The 16,500-nt window shown below is 22.2% G+C and carries 19 protein-coding genes and 1 tRNA gene; 11 read left to right on the top strand and 9 right to left on the bottom strand.

From position 1 onward, the window contains the following. Positions 1 to 397: 397 nt before the first annotated feature. Positions 398 to 1,540 (bottom strand): Mbov_0401 family ICE element transposase-like protein, encoded by a 1,143-nt coding sequence (locus tag AAHH39_RS01815; protein WP_342218631.1) that lies wholly within the window; start codon positions 1,538 to 1,540, stop codon positions 398 to 400. Between the two features lie 122 nt (positions 1,541 to 1,662). Here AAHH39_RS01815 and AAHH39_RS01810 point away from each other — a divergent pair, with 122 nt between their 5' ends. The 9 genes from AAHH39_RS01810 (at position 1,663) to AAHH39_RS01770 (ending at position 6,807) form a co-directional block, all read left to right on the top strand. Beyond that, positions 1,663 to 2,046, top strand: coding sequence for a hypothetical protein (locus tag AAHH39_RS01810; RefSeq protein WP_342218630.1), 384 nt, complete (start codon positions 1,663 to 1,665; stop codon positions 2,044 to 2,046). A gap of 149 nt (positions 2,047 to 2,195) precedes the next feature. Further along, positions 2,196 to 2,738: a hypothetical protein gene (locus AAHH39_RS01805; protein ID WP_342218629.1), complete on the top strand. Its 543-nt coding sequence runs from the start codon at positions 2,196 to 2,198 to the stop codon at positions 2,736 to 2,738. 14 nt (positions 2,739 to 2,752) lie between these two features. Then, positions 2,753 to 4,072: a hypothetical protein gene (locus tag AAHH39_RS01800; protein ID WP_342218628.1), complete on the top strand. Its 1,320-nt coding sequence runs from the start codon at positions 2,753 to 2,755 to the stop codon at positions 4,070 to 4,072. A gap of 2 nt (positions 4,073 to 4,074) precedes the next feature. Further along, positions 4,075 to 4,362 carry a hypothetical protein gene (locus AAHH39_RS01795; protein ID WP_342218627.1) on the top strand — a complete coding sequence of 96 codons (288 nt, stop codon included), beginning with the start codon at positions 4,075 to 4,077 and terminating at the stop codon, positions 4,360 to 4,362. Then, positions 4,331 to 5,161, top strand: coding sequence for a hypothetical protein (locus tag AAHH39_RS01790; RefSeq protein WP_342218626.1), 831 nt, complete (start codon positions 4,331 to 4,333; stop codon positions 5,159 to 5,161). Before AAHH39_RS01795 ends, AAHH39_RS01790 begins: the two co-directional genes overlap by 32 nt. Beyond that, positions 5,161 to 6,072: a hypothetical protein gene (locus AAHH39_RS01785; RefSeq protein ID WP_342218625.1), complete on the top strand. Its 912-nt coding sequence runs from the start codon at positions 5,161 to 5,163 to the stop codon at positions 6,070 to 6,072. The genes AAHH39_RS01790 and AAHH39_RS01785 overlap by 1 nt, the downstream gene beginning before the upstream one ends. An 8-nt stretch (positions 6,073 to 6,080) precedes the next feature. Then, positions 6,081 to 6,560, top strand: coding sequence for a hypothetical protein (locus tag AAHH39_RS01780; protein WP_342218624.1), 480 nt, complete (start codon positions 6,081 to 6,083; stop codon positions 6,558 to 6,560). A gap of 3 nt (positions 6,561 to 6,563) precedes the next feature. Continuing rightward, on the top strand, positions 6,564 to 6,695 hold the full coding sequence (locus AAHH39_RS01775; RefSeq protein WP_342218623.1) for a hypothetical protein: 132 nt from the start codon (positions 6,564 to 6,566) through the stop codon (positions 6,693 to 6,695). Beyond that, positions 6,634 to 6,807, top strand: coding sequence for a hypothetical protein (locus AAHH39_RS01770; protein ID WP_342218622.1), 174 nt, complete (start codon positions 6,634 to 6,636; stop codon positions 6,805 to 6,807). Before AAHH39_RS01775 ends, AAHH39_RS01770 begins: the two co-directional genes overlap by 62 nt. A gap of 75 nt (positions 6,808 to 6,882) precedes the next feature. Here the strand turns inward: AAHH39_RS01770 and AAHH39_RS01765 are convergent, their stop codons facing one another. After that, positions 6,883 to 8,121, bottom strand: a complete 1,239-nt coding sequence (locus AAHH39_RS01765) for an IS256 family transposase (protein ID WP_342219305.1) — start codon at positions 8,119 to 8,121, stop codon at positions 6,883 to 6,885. Positions 8,122 to 8,577: 456 nt separating this feature from the next. On the opposite strand from AAHH39_RS01765, the gene AAHH39_RS01760 reads away from it, so the two are divergent. Both AAHH39_RS01760 and AAHH39_RS01755 read left to right on the top strand, forming a co-directional pair. Next, a complete protein-coding gene (locus AAHH39_RS01760) occupies positions 8,578 to 9,522 on the top strand; it encodes an IS30 family transposase (protein ID WP_342217458.1) in 945 nt (314 codons plus the stop codon). Positions 9,523 to 10,089: 567 nt separating this feature from the next. Continuing rightward, positions 10,090 to 10,311 (top strand): hypothetical protein, encoded by a 222-nt coding sequence (locus AAHH39_RS01755; RefSeq protein WP_342218621.1) that lies wholly within the window; start codon positions 10,090 to 10,092, stop codon positions 10,309 to 10,311. A 59-nt stretch (positions 10,312 to 10,370) separates the two neighbouring features. On the opposite strand, the gene AAHH39_RS01750 is transcribed toward AAHH39_RS01755, so the two are convergent. The 7 genes from AAHH39_RS01750 to AAHH39_RS01720 form a co-directional block, all read right to left on the bottom strand. After that, complete coding sequence (locus tag AAHH39_RS01750; protein ID WP_342218620.1) at positions 10,371 to 10,913, bottom strand: DUF402 domain-containing protein; 543 nt, start codon at positions 10,911 to 10,913, stop codon at positions 10,371 to 10,373. Positions 10,914 to 11,063: 150 nt separating this feature from the next. Then, positions 11,064 to 11,140: transfer RNA gene (locus tag AAHH39_RS01745), tRNA-His, on the bottom strand. 514 nt (positions 11,141 to 11,654) lie between these two features. Continuing rightward, positions 11,655 to 11,936, bottom strand: a complete 282-nt coding sequence (locus AAHH39_RS01740; RefSeq protein WP_342218619.1) for a hypothetical protein — start codon at positions 11,934 to 11,936, stop codon at positions 11,655 to 11,657. Between the two features lie 162 nt (positions 11,937 to 12,098). Then, the gene (locus AAHH39_RS01735; RefSeq protein WP_281748540.1) at positions 12,099 to 12,947 is read right to left on the bottom strand and encodes an energy-coupling factor transporter transmembrane component T family protein; all 849 of its coding nucleotides are present in this window, start codon (positions 12,945 to 12,947) and stop codon (positions 12,099 to 12,101) included. A gap of 13 nt (positions 12,948 to 12,960) precedes the next feature. Further along, on the bottom strand, positions 12,961 to 13,839 hold the full coding sequence (locus AAHH39_RS01730) for an energy-coupling factor transporter ATPase (protein WP_281748539.1): 879 nt from the start codon (positions 13,837 to 13,839) through the stop codon (positions 12,961 to 12,963). Continuing rightward, positions 13,815 to 14,657, bottom strand: a complete 843-nt coding sequence (locus tag AAHH39_RS01725; protein WP_342218617.1) for an energy-coupling factor transporter ATPase — start codon at positions 14,655 to 14,657, stop codon at positions 13,815 to 13,817. The genes AAHH39_RS01730 and AAHH39_RS01725 overlap by 25 nt, the downstream gene beginning before the upstream one ends. A 193-nt stretch (positions 14,658 to 14,850) precedes the next feature. Beyond that, a complete protein-coding gene (locus AAHH39_RS01720) occupies positions 14,851 to 16,275 on the bottom strand; it encodes a hypothetical protein (protein WP_342218616.1) in 1,425 nt (474 codons plus the stop codon). Positions 16,276 to 16,500: the final 225 nt, after the last annotated feature.

Below are 16,500 nucleotides of genomic sequence, written 5' to 3'. Positions count from 1 at the left end.
ATTTACAGTTACCATGAAGTAAATACATAAATAACAAATAGTAGATTATATCTACTTTTTCTTTGCATCTCATAAATTTATAATATTTTTTGCACTAATTAAACCAAATAATGATCCACAAGCAACTAAACCACCATTTAATCCAATAAAAACAAATGATAATCCTAATACTAAAGTTATTACTCCATTGCCAAGACTAGCAATACTAATTAGGGTGAATAAAGTTAATAGTTATAATTTAATTTTCTTTAAATAAAAGACAACTTTAAATTATTAATTATTAATAATATTATAACCCTAAAAAGGGTTAATGTCAAGTCTTAATATAGATTTTATTAACTTTTATAAATTGAAAATTCCTAACTATTTAGGTTTAGATTTATTAAGTTTTAAAATATTAAAGTAAAAGTTTTAACTTATTAATTCTTGCTGAATTAATTATAAGCATATTATCAAGTACTTTATCATTATAAATTTTAGCACCATATCCTTTTAAAGATTTAACAAGATGTGATACATCACTTTCAGCACAAACTCCTTGATTTCAATTTTCTTTTTGATTTATAACACCATCTTTATTATTTTTAAAATATTTATATATTTCTTCATTTACATTATTTTCTTTTAAATAATCTAATAATTGATAATATTCACCATTAACAAATAAATTATATGCATTTGTTAATTTTTTATTATCTACTTTTCTATTAATAATAAATCCTTTTTTAAGTGCTTTAAATGCATGATGTCTATCAATTACATAAGGAATATTTTCTTTTTTAGCAGTAGTTTTAATTCAAGGTGCACCATCACCAATAAATACTAAACTACTTTTATTATAAAAAAATTGTAAATCAAGAAATTCATAAATTTTATCAATTAATTCTTGTCTTTTAATTCTTTGACCATTTTTAGTTTTCATATAAGTAATTTTTTTATCTTTTAAAACGTTTCTACTTTTAGTAGATTTTTCTAAATCTTTACCTTTATTTGCACTAATTGTACGAATACGATTTTTTTGTTTTTTATTATTAAATAATGAAGATATAAAACAATCATCCATATTTATAAATAATTTTTCATTTGGTAATACTACTTTCTTTTCTTTTATTTCTTGAACATTTATTACTGCATTTTTCATTACATTAGTCATATATGTTTTAGAAAAATTACTATTTTTTAATATATCTTGAACATCAGATTGTCTTTTACCATTACCTGAATTTTTTATTATTGTATGTTCTAAACTAGTAAGTGTTCTTTTTCTTTTTTTAAGTTTTATATAATCATCTAAAGGATAATAATATTTATTAGTTTCTAATATTAAATAACCTCTACGATAAAAATTATTTATTTTACCATATTGAGTATTTGGACTTCTTGGAGCAGTTTTAACATATTTATGTTTACTTTTATCATATATATTTTGATGTCAAAAATCATCATATGCTTTTAATAGATTTGTGAAATAATTTAAACCATTATTAATAATTTGATTATCAAGTTCATCATAATTAAGTTCATTTTCTAGAAAATTCATAATATTAATCCCTTTCTAAATACATAACTTTAAGTATAACAATAATTAACTGGTGAGTGTTGGAAAATGATTTAGTTAAAATGATATAATTAATATATAAATATTGAATATAGGTGATAAATATGCCAGCAAAAAGAAAAGAATTAGGTAATTATAAAGAAAAGATACAAGAATATTTAAGAGAAAATAAAGATAATTTAAAAAAATGTACTAAACAAGAATTAAATTATATTTTAAATGTGGATAATAAATATATATTTGATTGCCGAAGAAGGTCGACAAAATGACAAAAAGATTTTCTTAAAGAATATGATAAAGCATGTCTTAAAATAGGAATTGCACGATTAAAAAATGTTACACAAGTACCTCAATATGATTGAGCTTATTTAAGAACAAATCATAGAGATATGTTTGATGATTTAATAGATAATCAAGATATAGAAGCAAATAATAGTAATATAATTATTAATATTTCTGAACCTAGAAAAATAGAAAATGATGATTAGAAACCTATAATAAATATAGGTTTTTTTCTTTATTTTAAATGATAAAAATGATATAATTTAATAAAGTGAATATGTTAATTTAACATATATAAAAGTGACCTATTAACCAAGTGAATTATTAAAATTTAATAACAAGGGAGATTAAAAGTATGAGCGATTTTACTTTTGATGAAAAAGAGAATTATAGTTTAGATGATGTTAAAAGTTTACTAAAACAACATAGAAATGTAGTATATGCTGAAAGTAAAAAAGATATTGAACCTAAATTAACTAAATTAAATGAATATGAAACAAAAATAAAAGAATATGAAAATAAAATTAATAGTTTTGAAGAGCAACAATTATTTTCAAATATTAAAGATACTAAAAAAGTAAATTTAATTAAAAATTTAATGAGTACTGATAATTATAAATCTTTATCTAAACAAGAAGCATTTAATAAAATAAATGAAGATTATAAAGAATTTTTAATTGATAAAACAGAACCTATTAAACAAGAAAATAAACAACAAGATAATTCAATTAATCCTACTGATTTAATTTTACAATTACATAATAATTCATTAGACCATTTTAAAATTGCTCAAGATTTAAAAAATAAAGCAATAACACAAGGAATGACTAATAAAAAAGAATTAGAAGATTTAGTTGAAATTACTAGAAATGAAGCTTTTCAATCTATTAATAAATAGAAAGAAGTTTTATTATGGGAGCAATAAAAATACCTGAAGCATTTTTTATTAAAGGTAATAATCCAACAGAAAATGCTATTTTAAGTGTACTTGAAGCACAAGTACGTGGTGAATTAACAAGTGAAAAATCAACAATGTTTATGCGTGGAACTTGTAGTGCTACTCAAATTGGTGAAATGGCTGGTGTTGCTATAGCGATTTATAGAGCAACAGTTCGTGTACTTTGAGGTTCAACATGAGATTGAAAAAATGGAACTAAAAGACAAAAAGGTCAAGTATATACAACTAAATTAGAAATTAATAAATATTTAACAATTGATTTTGAAATTCCAGAATTTGATATTGAAAGATTTATGAAAGCACCAAAAGATATTGCAGTACAAATTGTTTCAAATTGAACAGCAAGTTTTATGAGAAATTTAGGTGAAAACTTAGAATTAATATTTTTAAATGGTATTCAAGATTATGCTATTGCTAAATCATTAGTATTACCTTTAGATTTAATTAATATGAATGCAGAACAAGCAAAAGAAGCATATTATAAAATTTGAGCAAGAAATAATAAATTAATTAAATTAGTAAATTATATTACTTTAGGAACAAATAGAGAAGATTTAATGGGAGCAACTGGAATTGATAGTAATTTAGGTTTATCAAAAGCATTTACTGTTTTAAATTATAGTCAAATTTCAGCAGATACATTAGCATATGGTAGAAGATATACAAGTTTAATTGCTGGTATGGAATTTTGAGAAAGTTTTTATTTAGAACAAGAATTTATTCATGATACTGAAAAAGCAATGCATTTAGAAAAAGATTATAGTTTAAAAAATACACATGGATTTGTAGTTAATAGATATATGTGAGGTATGCCTATTTCATTTACTAAAATAAGACAAAAATTAGATAATGATACAGATAATATTAAAATTATTGGTAAATGTTTATTTGCATTACCAAGTGCTATTAGACCTAATTTAATGTATTTAATTAGACCAACTATGCCTACAGTTGAAGAAATAAAAGAAGCAAGAAAAAAAGATTTTTTAACTAATCCAAAAAATGAAAATGCAACTTATCAATCAACTTTATATGATGATATAAATAAATTAAATTTAGAAGATGTTATTTATTATAGAAATTTAGGAAAAATAACTATGACTGGTGCAACTCCTACTAATGATGAATTAGAAAATGCAATATTAAATGCTGGTAATAATGGTTATGAAAAAGGTAAAGCAACATTTAGTAATATTACATCAACAAATGTTACTATGACTGGTAATAATACAGATTATTATGGAGTAGTAAATTTAGAATTTACTAAAAAATAATTATGGAATATATTTATAAATATTTTGATGAAAAAGCACATATTATTATTTATTCACCAAAACCAGAAGATTTAACTAGTAGTAATGATTTAAGAGCAATTTTATTAGATGAATATCCTAAATTAAGAAATGATTATTTTATAGTAAGTGATGTACATGATAATTTTGCTATATGTGTTGGAAATAATATAAATTGTCAAGGAACAGTTAGAATTCAAATTAAAAAAACTAATCAATTATTAAAAGGAGAAAATAAAAATGCCAATTTCTGAGAATATACAATTAAATAATTATACTTTATTAAAAATCATTCGTTCTTCAATTAGTCCATTATCAGCAATGATAGGTACAAGTGCTTATTATGGTCAAGTAATTGCAAATCCAGTATTAGGTTCAATTAATAGTTTATTATTTGGTAAAAAATTAGGTTTAGATATTTGAAATTTAAATCAAAGACCAAGTAATAAAACTAAATTAATTAATAGTAGTAAAAAAATATTACTAGGTTTAGGAACAATTGGTTTAGCAAATTATAGTAAGTTTACTAACTCTTCCATTAATCCTAATCCAACAGAAAGTCCAATAACTACAACAACTGTTGACCCATTTCCACCAGATTTATTATTAAGTACTACTAATACTACTAATAATCATTTAATGGATTGAGATACTTATATTTCATTAAATGCTTATGGTATTTCAAATCTTATTAATGGAATTCTAGAATTAATACCTAATAAATTTGAAGCAATAAGAAAGATTTGTAATATGGCTACTGGTGGATGTTTAATTTCAAGTGGTGTAGCAATGGGTATAAATAATGATTTTAATAATGCTTATGCAGTACCTACCATAATTGCTGGTGCAAGTGAAATTATTCATAATTTATTACCTATGGAAAGAAAATTTGATGTAGAAATGCAAGAAACTAGTTTTACAAATGAAATAGCACATTTAATTAATAATGATAATAGATTTTCCATTAATAGTGAAACAACTAGTCAATATGGTAGTGATAATATGAGTGAAGTACCATTAAATCACGATAATGCTTCATTAAATTGAGATTATAATCATTTGAGTTTATAATGTTACCTTTAATTATTGAATGAATATATTATGCTTTAGTAAGTAATGATATTAAATTAGCATTAATAAATGCTTTAAAAACTTATTATAAAAATCAATCATTAAAAGCAGTATTTGATAGTGAAAATATTAGTGAAAAAGAAATACATCAACCATATAGTGTTTTTAATCCAAATATACTTAAAAAATTAACAAGTATATTAAAACCAAGTGAATTATCTATATTACAAAATGAAATTAATAAATTTAAAAATCCAATAAATAGTTTTAAAAATTCTATTATGCCAACAGAAATTAGAACAGTTAAAAATTATGTAAATAAATTTGATAATTTATTTAAAGAAAATGAAGAAGAAATCCCAGATAATGCATGAGAAGTATTATCAAGTTCATGATTTAAAAAAGGAAGATTTATTGTTGATAATAAAAATTTAAAAATTGGGACTTTAACAACATTATTTCAAAGTGATAATGATAAAAGACAATTATGATATGGTCCTTATACTTATCCAGCATTTCCACAAGAAATATGAATATTAATGACACAAGCAAAAGGTAAAAATGGTTCTGGTGCTGGAACAATATTTTGAAAATTTTGAAATAGAAAATGATTACCAAGTCAATTAAGAAAATATGTTAAAAGTGAATTAGCAAAAAAAGGTAAATATTATGGTTCTCAAGATACTAGTGTAATTTATCCTAATAATATTAATGTTCAAAAAACTATGCATTTTATTAATAGATTAGAAAAAGGTTTTTTTAAATTAAAAGAATATAAAAGTTTATCAAAAAATGAAATAGGAAGTAATCAATGAAGATATGAAAGAAAACAATTATTAAAAAATTCTTTACATACAAGAAAATATATAAAAATTAAACAAAATTCTAATTTTTATAAAACATGAAAGTAGGTGGTTAAATGGAAATTCAAAAACCAGAGTGAAAAACTAGTTATTTAATTCCTTTTACTCGCGGTAGAAGAGATTATATTAAAGATAGAAAAATATATGATTTTAGTTTATTAAATGATATTCAAAAATTAAGAAAAAAACAGTTAGATTCAATTAATTTATTATCATTTATATTAATATCTTTAATTATTACATTATGAAGTACATTACCACAAACAATAATATTACCTAATTGATTATCATTTACTAAATTAGGTATGGAACATGTAGATTGAAAACATAATTGAGGTAATGCTATTTGATTAACAATTATACCTAGTATTGGTGGATTTGGATTACATCATTTACCAAATAAAGCACCACCAAGAATTAAATTTATATTAAATTTAATAATTAAAATAATACCAATTTTAATATTAATTATTATTTGATATTTACCAAAAATAGAAAAAGAAATAAGAAAAATAAAAAAAGAAAAGGTGGAATAAAAAATGAATTTATCTACAACAGTAATATCAGCAGTATTAAGTGGAGAAGTTGCTAGTGGAGTAATTGTTACTATTGTTTTATTATTTTTATCAAAATTTATTAAAAAATCGAGGCTTTTTAGAAATCTGTTTTAATTATGTAGAAAAGTATGGATGACCAAAAATTATTCATCAATTTACACTTAAAATATTATTTTTAATTAAAAATTTGTTAAAAGTAACATTATTTAGTGTAAAAATTCTCTAAAAATAACACTTTATCATGTATCATTACTTTTCTACAAAATTAAAGGAAATCTGTGTATCTTTGTTTTACAAAGTACTAGTTCAGATTAATTCTGTCTTCAAATTTTATCATAAAATGAGCAATTGCTGTATTTCAATTTTGAATAGGCAATGTTCATTTTTTTGTTATATTTTCAATTGCTAAATAAAATATTTTAAAAACTGACATATCATTAGGAAAAGCTTTTTTGTTTCTAATAACTTTTCGTAATTGACTATTAACAGATTCAATAGCATTTGTTGTATAAATTACTCTTTTGATTTCTGCAGGATAACTAATAAAAATCATCAAATTTTCTCAATTTTTATATCAAGATTTAGCAATTTGGGGATATTGTTTATTTCATTTACTTTCAAATGATTCTAAAGCTTGCATTGCTTGTTCTTCACTACATGCACTATAAATTGGTTTTAAATCTGTAACTAGAGTTTTTCGATGTTTGTATGAAACATATTTTAAACTATTTCGAATTTGATGAACAATGCATAATTGATGTTCTGTTTTAGGATAAACTGCTTGTATTGCTTCTGACATGCCTGTTAAATTATCACTACAAGCAATCAAAATATCATTTAAGCCTCGATTTTTCATTTCTGTGAAATTAGCTAATCAAAATTTAGCACCTTCATTTTCACTAATTCATAAGCCTAAAACATCTTTTTTACCTTCTAAATCAACTCCTAATGCTATATAAACTGATTTATTAATAATCCGTTTATCTTGTCGAACTTTAACTACTATACAATCAAAATAAACAATCGGATAAACGCTTTCTAATGGTCGATTTTGTCATGTTTTGACATCATCAATAACATCATCAGTAATTTGACTAATAACACTTTCACTAATATCAGCACCATGATATAACTCTTGTAACTGCATTCTAATGTCAGATAGAGTCATACCTTTTGCATATAGTGAAAGCACTTGTTGATCAAAACCATCAAATCTTCGCTGTCTTTTTGCAACTATTACAGGAGTAAAATCACTATTGCGATCTCTTGGTACATCAATCTCAATTTTACCTTGTTGAGTTATTAATTTTTTTGAACTTGTACCATTACGAGCATTTTCAGTATTACTATGTTGATTTTTTTCATATCCTAAATAATTTTGCATTTCAGAATTCAACATTTTTTCAACTAAACGTTTTGTTAATTCTTTATATAAACCCCCTTCTTTAAAAACTGTTGTTAAATCTTCAGTATTTTCTAATAATAAATCTACTGCTTTTGATATTGGATCATTATTATTAATATTTTGTTTTTTAGCCATCTGTAACTCACTCTTTCTAGTCATTTAATTATATTTACTAGAATTAATTAAACATAGTTATTTTTGTAAGTTACACAGATTACTAAACATTGCCAAATATCATGCTTATAGTTATTTATGAAAATCTTTTGTTAATGTTCGTGGTAAACATCAAAAGAAAGCACTTGATTGAACAAAGTATTTAGATGTAACAACTACTTTTTCAAATGGTAATTATAATGGATTAATTACTATTTTAGAAAATAATCATAATAAAGTTACTAAAAAAACTTATAATTATTTTAAAAATAATGAACAAGGAATTATTAATCAAAATGCTGATTGAAATATAGGTTGTAGTGCAGAAAGTGATGTATATCATTTTTTAAAATCCTGAATTGTAAAATTAAAAAGGACACTTATATAAAAATTAAATTGTGTTAATTCTATAATTAAGAAAAGAAAGGAATTAGTACAATGTATAAGTATCTGACTATTGAATCAATAATAGCAATAAAAGAATATAAAAGTTATGGATTTTCGATTCGTAAAATAGCAAAAGCCATTGATTATAGTAAATCAACTGTACATAGAGTTTGTAGATTATTAAATCAAAACTTATTACCATTAGAAATATTGAATAAAATTCAAAAAAATAAACAAAATGCAGGTAGAAAATTAATAATTTTAACTTTAATAGAAATTAATACTATTAATCATTTGTTAATTACTAAAAATTATGCTCTTGATATAATTGCTAATTTTTTAAAGGAAAATAAAATAAAAAGTATTTCAACAAAAACTTTATATAACATGTTTAAAACAAATCGAATGGGTTTTGATGAAAATAACTTATTGAGAAAAGGAAAAAATAAACCTCACAAACAAAAAGAAACTAGGGGCAGAATTAATAATTGTAAGTCTATTCATGAAAGAAATTTAATCATTCCTAATATTAAAAATATAGAAGAATTTGGTCATTTAGAAGGTGATACTATCATTGGTAAAGATCATAAAAGTTCTATTATTACTTTAGCTGATATATGATCAAAAACCACAATTCCTTTAGCAACTAAAAATAATAAATCAGAAAATATTACAAAAAGTATAATAAAATTTATTTCAAAGTTACAAAAAGGAACAGTTAAAACTATTACTTTTGATCGTGGTAAAGAATTTAGTAAATGAAAATTAATCGAAAAAAATTGTAATGTTAAGATTTATTTTGCAGATCCTGGTAAACCTTGTCAAAGAGGTTTAAATGAAAATAATAATGGTATTTTAAGAAGATATTTACCAAAATCTACAGATCTATCTTCATATAAACAAAAAGATTTAAATACTATAGCATTTCAAATTAATTCTACACCCAGAAAATCACTATCTTATAAAAGACCAATAGATTTAATACAATTATTTTAAAAAACTGTCCCATTTATATTTACAATTCAGGAATCTTTAACTAATGGAGCAAAAATATATAATTATCAAACATTAAATAATATGTTAATAGCAAAAGCAAATTATTTAAATTCTAGAAGTTATCTTAATAGTACTTAATAAGTTAAAATTTAATATTTTTTAATTCTAATTTTAAGATTAGAATTTTTGTGTTGTTTAAATGTAATTTTGTAATTATATTTTTTAATATTTTTAAAATTTATGGTATAATTTAATTAACAAATCATAGAATTTGCAGTTATATTGTTAATGTTACTCATAATTCTAAGGGTTAATCTCATACGTCCTTTAGATAATTGATTAAATTTACTAAAACATTATTTCAAAAAATATGAAAATATATGAAAATAGTTTACAAAAATTAATATTCAATCTCTAAATAAAATTAATATATTTGATATATATATATATATATTAATTGTAAATTTTCAAAAAGATGTTAAAAATAACTATAAACTAAATATTGTTTTTAACCTATTTACTTTATTTTTAAAGTAAATAGGTTTTTATTTTTAAAAGGAGTAAAAAATGAATAAAGAAATTGAACAAGAAATAAAAAACTTAATGTTTAAAGAAATAAAAAAATTAAGAACATATGCTATTAATTATCATAATTACAAAAAGAAAATACAATTTAATAATATAGATATTCAAAATATAAATAATAGTATTGAAGATAAAAGTAAAAAAAGTAATATAAACAGTATTATGAAAGAACATAATTATGCAAAAATATTACCTATTTTATAAAAAATAAATTTAATTAGAAAAAGTTTTAATATCAAAAATAGTAAGAACATATGTTCTTACTATTTTTGCAAACTTTGGTTTTGATAATTTTTTCAATAATTTAAAATTACATCATCATTAAATAAATTAATTTCATTTTTCTTAATTCCTTTTTTTAATTTATTTATATTTTGTCATAATATATTTTGTAAAGGTATTGGATACTTTCATATTCGACGATTAGTTTTAAATTCTTTCAAATCTAACAGTTTATAAGAACGATTAGGAAATACTTTAACATCTAAATCATAATCAATGTATTTAACTGTTTGCGAATCTAAAATAAAGGGACTGGCAATATTACAATAATATTGAACACCATCATTACGAATCATACAAATAATATTGTATCAATCATTTTTAAAAAATAACCAAATTGCTGGATCAACGGTTGTTCATTTACGACCATTAATTTCAGTAATTGTTACATTCTCATTTACTAAAACTAAATATTTTTCAGTATCTTCTAAAACAATTGAATTATTTCAACTACGATATAAATCGCCATTATGCTTATATGCATGAATTGAAAGTATTTGCCCTTCTTTAAGGTACATATACATTTAAACCTCAACTTTCTGCAAATCATAAAACATAATAATTATACCATTATTTATTTAGTAAATAAAAAGCGAAAAATAAATTTATAATAATATTTATTTAAAAAAGAAAAAACTCCAAAAAGGAGTAGTAAAAAACATAATTTTATTAAATGGGGCGACTGACGGGATTCGAACCCGCGAATGTCAGTTCCACAAACTGATGCGCTAGACCGCTACGCCACAGTCGCCATATTAGTTTCTATAAGTAAAACCGTTAAATATTATACAATAAATTTATGATTTTTTAATATTTTTTCATAAAACTACAAAAATAATCATCTAATTTTCGTATATAACAGTAACAATAATAAAAAACAATGCTACTATTAACAATTAGAACACAATTTAAAATTAATAATTAATCATAATAATTGATTTAAATACTCTTAATACCTTTTCTATGTGTGTATATCCTAATACACTTTTAAGCCATACTATATTTAGAAATTAGGAAGTTTACTGATTAAAACACTAGTCACAGTAATAGCCTTCTAATAGTGTTCCTGCTGAAAATATTTTATCTAATAAAACTGAAAATAAAGATAAAACTCTTGTAAAATTAACATATTTTATATCATAACAAATCAACACGATTGAAAAATTATCACAAATAATAATGGTAGTTCTTTGAAATCAAACAAAAATAAATAATTATTCTAAAATAAGAAATATTACTAGTATTCTTAGTTAAATAAATAAAACTTATAAAAATATTAATTTTCTTTTTTCTTTTAAAACGCTTACTTCTTTTCTATTTTTATGTCTTTTATTTTTGTGTCTTTTACTTTTTTTATTTTTTTTAATAAGCTTATTTTCTTTTTTTAATTTTTCTTCTTCAGCTCTTTTACATTCTTCTTGTAAATTTTTTACCTTTTCTAATTTTCTTTTTTCTTCATTTTGTTTTATTCTTTTTTGGATTTCTTTTTCAATACGTTTCTGATTTTCTTCAAAATCTCTTCTTTCAAATTTTCATTCTCTAGACATACTTAATTTCTCCTCTTTTAAAAAAATAAAAACCCATATACTTTAAAATAAGACAACGGGTTAAAAACTATATTAAGTTTATAAAATTATTATACTTAAGAAAAATATAATTACAAATATTTTCTAAATATATAAATAAAAATTTAATTATTTTTTTATATATTATTGTGAATAATAATCATCAATAAATGGAATTCTTCAAAATATTTCTGGATGATAAGTATAAGATATAAGAAATGCTAATAATCCTACACCAATAATAAAGAAAAATATATCTTTAAAATCAATATGGTATTGACGAAAACGTGTTCTTTTACCTTGTGGATCATAACCCCTTGAATCCATAGCGTATGCTAAATCTTCTGCTTTTTGAAATGAAGAAACTAATAAGGGAATAATTAATGATACTAACGATTTAACTTTTTCTTTAAAATGACCATTTTTTAAATCTACACCACGTGATGCTTGCGCTTTTAAAATTCTGCCCGCTTCATCTAATAATGTAGGAATTGAACGAAGAGCAATAGAAATAATCATTGAAATAATATGTACTGGAAATTTAATTAATTTTAGTGGTAACATTAAATCTTCTAATGCTAATGTTAAATCTAATGGTTGAGTTGTGGTTGTTAAAATTGTTGTAATTAAAATCATTAAATAAATTCTAAGAGCAATATAAATACTAACAAATATAGCTTTATACGATACTTTAATACCATGCCAACGTCAAATCATTCCTACATTAGGGCCATCAGTTAAAAAACAGTTAATTATAAATAAAATAAATGCCATAAATAAAATGGGGCGCATTAATTTTAATAACATCATAAAAGGTAATTTTGCACAAAAGAAAATTGTTATAACAGTAAAACCAATAAGAGCGTAACCTTCAAAACCAGTATGAAAAAAAAGTGAAGCAATTAAACAAATTAAAACTAGTAATTTAATTCTTGGATCTACACGATGAATGATTGAATTTAAAGGTAAATAACGACCAAAACTAACTTTCATTATTTATTACTCCTTACTTTTTATTGCTATTTTTTTTGGATAATATTTTTGATAACTGGTCAATTAATTCTGAATCACTTCTAGCAGTAATTTTTGATGTATCAAATCCTGCTGCTTCTAATTTATATAAAAAACTATAAATTTTTGGTGGCTCAATTCCGGTTTCGGTAATTAATTTTTTATCTCTAAAAATAGTAATTGGATCTGCTTTTTTATAAATCTGTGTATTATGTAATACAATAACTTCATCAGCAACCATTAGTACATGATTCATATTATGAGTTACTAAAATAATAGTTTTATTTTCTTTATGATTTAAATCATAAAATAAATTAATTAATTCTTTTTCACCATCGGGATCAAGTCCTGCTGTTGGTTCATCTAAAATTAAAGTATGACCTTGTAATGCCAAAATACCAGCAATAGCAACTCTTCGTTTTTGACCACCAGACAAATCAAATGGACTTCTTGATAAGTATGTTTCGTCTAATCCAACCAAATTAATATATTTTTTTGCTAACTCTCGTGCTTTATCTTTTTTCTCACCAAAATTAACTGGTCCAAACATAATATCTCGTTCAATAGTTTCTTCAAATAACTGATATTCGGGAAATTGAAAAACTAAGCCAATTTGTTTACGTATTTTTTTAATATCACGAATTTTTTTTTGATTAGCCTTAATAATAAAATCATTAATAGCAACTGAACCTGCCATTGGAACTAATAAACCATTAATATGTTGAATCATAGTTGATTTACCACTACCAGTTTCACCAATAATAGCAACTATTTTTTGTTCAACAATTTCAATAGTAATATCTTTTAATGCTTGATATTGATAAGGGGTTTTTGGAGAATAAGTATAACTTACTTCTTTGAATTTAATTGACATAAGCTAGAAATCAGCTCCTCTTCACTTAATGTTTCATTAATATTAATTCCCTTATTTTTTAAACCTAACGATACTTTTAAAACAAAAGGAATATCTAAATGAATACTTTGTAAAAACTCTCATTCTTTTAATATTTCAGATGGAGTTCCATAACGAACTAATTTACCTTTATTCATAACAATAATTTTATCGGCATTAATAATTTCATCCATATCATGAGTAATAGAAATAATAGTTTTATTGCGTTGTTCTTGTAATTTTAACATAATTTCTTTAACTTCTCGTTTACCTTTTGGATCAAGCATACTAGTTGCCTCATCAAAAATAATAATATCAGGTTCTAAAGCTAAAACTGAAGCAATAGCTACACGTTGTTTTTGACCACCAGATAATCATAGTGGTTCATGATCTAAATATTTTTCCATACCCACTGCCCTAGAAACTCTGTCAATAATTGCTGGCATATCACTGGGTTCAACTAAATGATTTTCCAAGCCAAAAGCAATATCATCACGAACAGTTGAACCTATAAATTGATTATCAGGATTTTGAAAAATAATACCTAAGTGACGACGTAATTGTTTAATGTTTTTATTAGTAATTGTTTCACCAAATAATTGAATTGTACCTTTTTGTTTGTGTAAAACACCAATAATAATTTTTGAAAGTGTTGACTTACCACTACCATTATGACCAATTATAGTAATATATTCACCATGATTAATATCAAAACTAACATTATCAACAGCGTTATTGTATTCTGGTTTATAACGAAATTCAACATTTTTTAAACTTAATGAAATTTTAGATTTACTCATATTACTTCTAACTCCATTTTAAATATTATGCTAGTAAAATTATAACAGTAATTTTATATATATCAATTTATAATTTATAAAAATTATAAAAAAAATGAACAATATCTGTTCAAAATTGAAGTTAAATTATTGTTCATTTTCTAATAAAATTTAGTTTATAAATTAAAGTTATATAAATTTCTATTCTATAAAATTAATGTAAAGAAATATCCAGATTTTTAGAATTTTCTTTTAATAAAGAATCATTTTTTGTTACTTCTTCTGTTGATTTCAATAATTTGTCACTTCAACTTTTAGATGAGCTGGGTACTGCTGATGAAGTTGAAGGTTGCGGATCATTATTTGAAACATTATTTTTTGATAATTTTTCTAGTTCTTTTTTAATATCTTTTAATTCTCGTTTTTTTTCTTCTATTTTTCTTGTTGTTTTGCCATGATTATTATAACAACCACAGCTCATAAGTAATCAAAATTTATTTCAAAAATCTTTTAATTTTTCAGCTTCTAATTTCCTAATTTCCGCTTCTAAAGATTTTTCTTTTCTTTGATAATATCCTAATGTAAGTTTTTGTTTACTACCTCTATAAAGTTTAGTAAATGGTTTATATATACGTTTAAATCATGGTTTTGCATTTTGCTGAACAGAAGTAGCGTTTTCTTCTGGTGAAATTACTATTGATTCTTCTAATGAATTATTTTTTATTCGTTTTAAGACATCTTTTTTTGTTGTAATTTCTTTTGCAATTTTTATAGAAGATTTTTCAAGCCTACATATTGTCAAAAGTAAACTTAAAATTTTTGAATTAATATTTGCATCATCTATAACCACTATATTTAGTTTATGCTGTAATTCATATATTTCACAAATTTTCTTGTTTTTTTTGATCTCCAATTCTGCTATTTTAACTTCATTTTCTGTTTTTTTATTTGAATATAATTTATGATTTGCTTTTATTAATTGTTCTTTATTTTCTAAAATAATTTGTTTATGTTTAAATTCTTCAAATTCTAATAATGTTATTTCTTTCTCTTTTCTTTTTAAACTAGTAGATAAATTAGCAATTTTTAATCTTACTTCTAATATTTCTTTCTCTTTTTCTTTAATCAAAAGATTCGCATTACTATCATCATCAACTATGGTTTCTTTTAATTTGCCTATTTCTTCCTCCATTTCTTTCTCATTTTTTTTGAATTCTTCTAATTCATTTATTATTTCTTGTTTATTTTCTTTTAATTTTGTTATATTTTCTTGTATTTGTTGTTGTTGCTTTTCTTCTACTTCAACTTTATTTTCAATTTCTTTTCTTAAGTTTTCTAATTTTATTAAATCTTTTTCTTTAAACTTTACCTCTTTTTCTTCATATTTAATATTTTTTTCTTTTTTTTCCTTTAATTTATTTTTAATTTCATTTAAAGCTATCTTAAGTTTTTTAATTTCTTTACTTAAATCTTTTTTTTCATCATTAATATTTAATTTTAGTTTTTCTCATTTTTTTATTTCTTTTTTTTCATTTTTAATTTGCTTATCATTTTCTTCGATTTCTTTTTCAAAGGCTTTAATTACTTTTTTTATTTCTGAACTTTCTTTTTTACGTTTTTCTTGTTCAGTAACTGGCATCAAAATCTTCCTTTCAAAATAAAAAAAATCGATTATTTTTTTAAAAAAAATAATGGATTGAAAACTATATTTAGTTTTTCATTTATATTATATATAAACTTTATTAAATATATATTATACTTGCTAGATAACACTTTTAAATTTTTATAAAATCCTGAATTGTAAAATTAAAAAGGACACTTATATAAAAATTAAATTGTGTTAATTCTATAATTAAGAAAAGAA

It is taken from the genome of Spiroplasma endosymbiont of Amphimallon solstitiale (genome assembly GCF_964030965.1).
Taxonomy (GTDB): Bacteria; Bacillota_I; Bacilli_A; order Mycoplasmatales; family VBWQ01; genus Spiroplasma_E.
The sequence above is the reverse complement of the archived record's forward strand: the minus strand, read 5'-3'. Positions and strand labels throughout refer to the sequence as shown.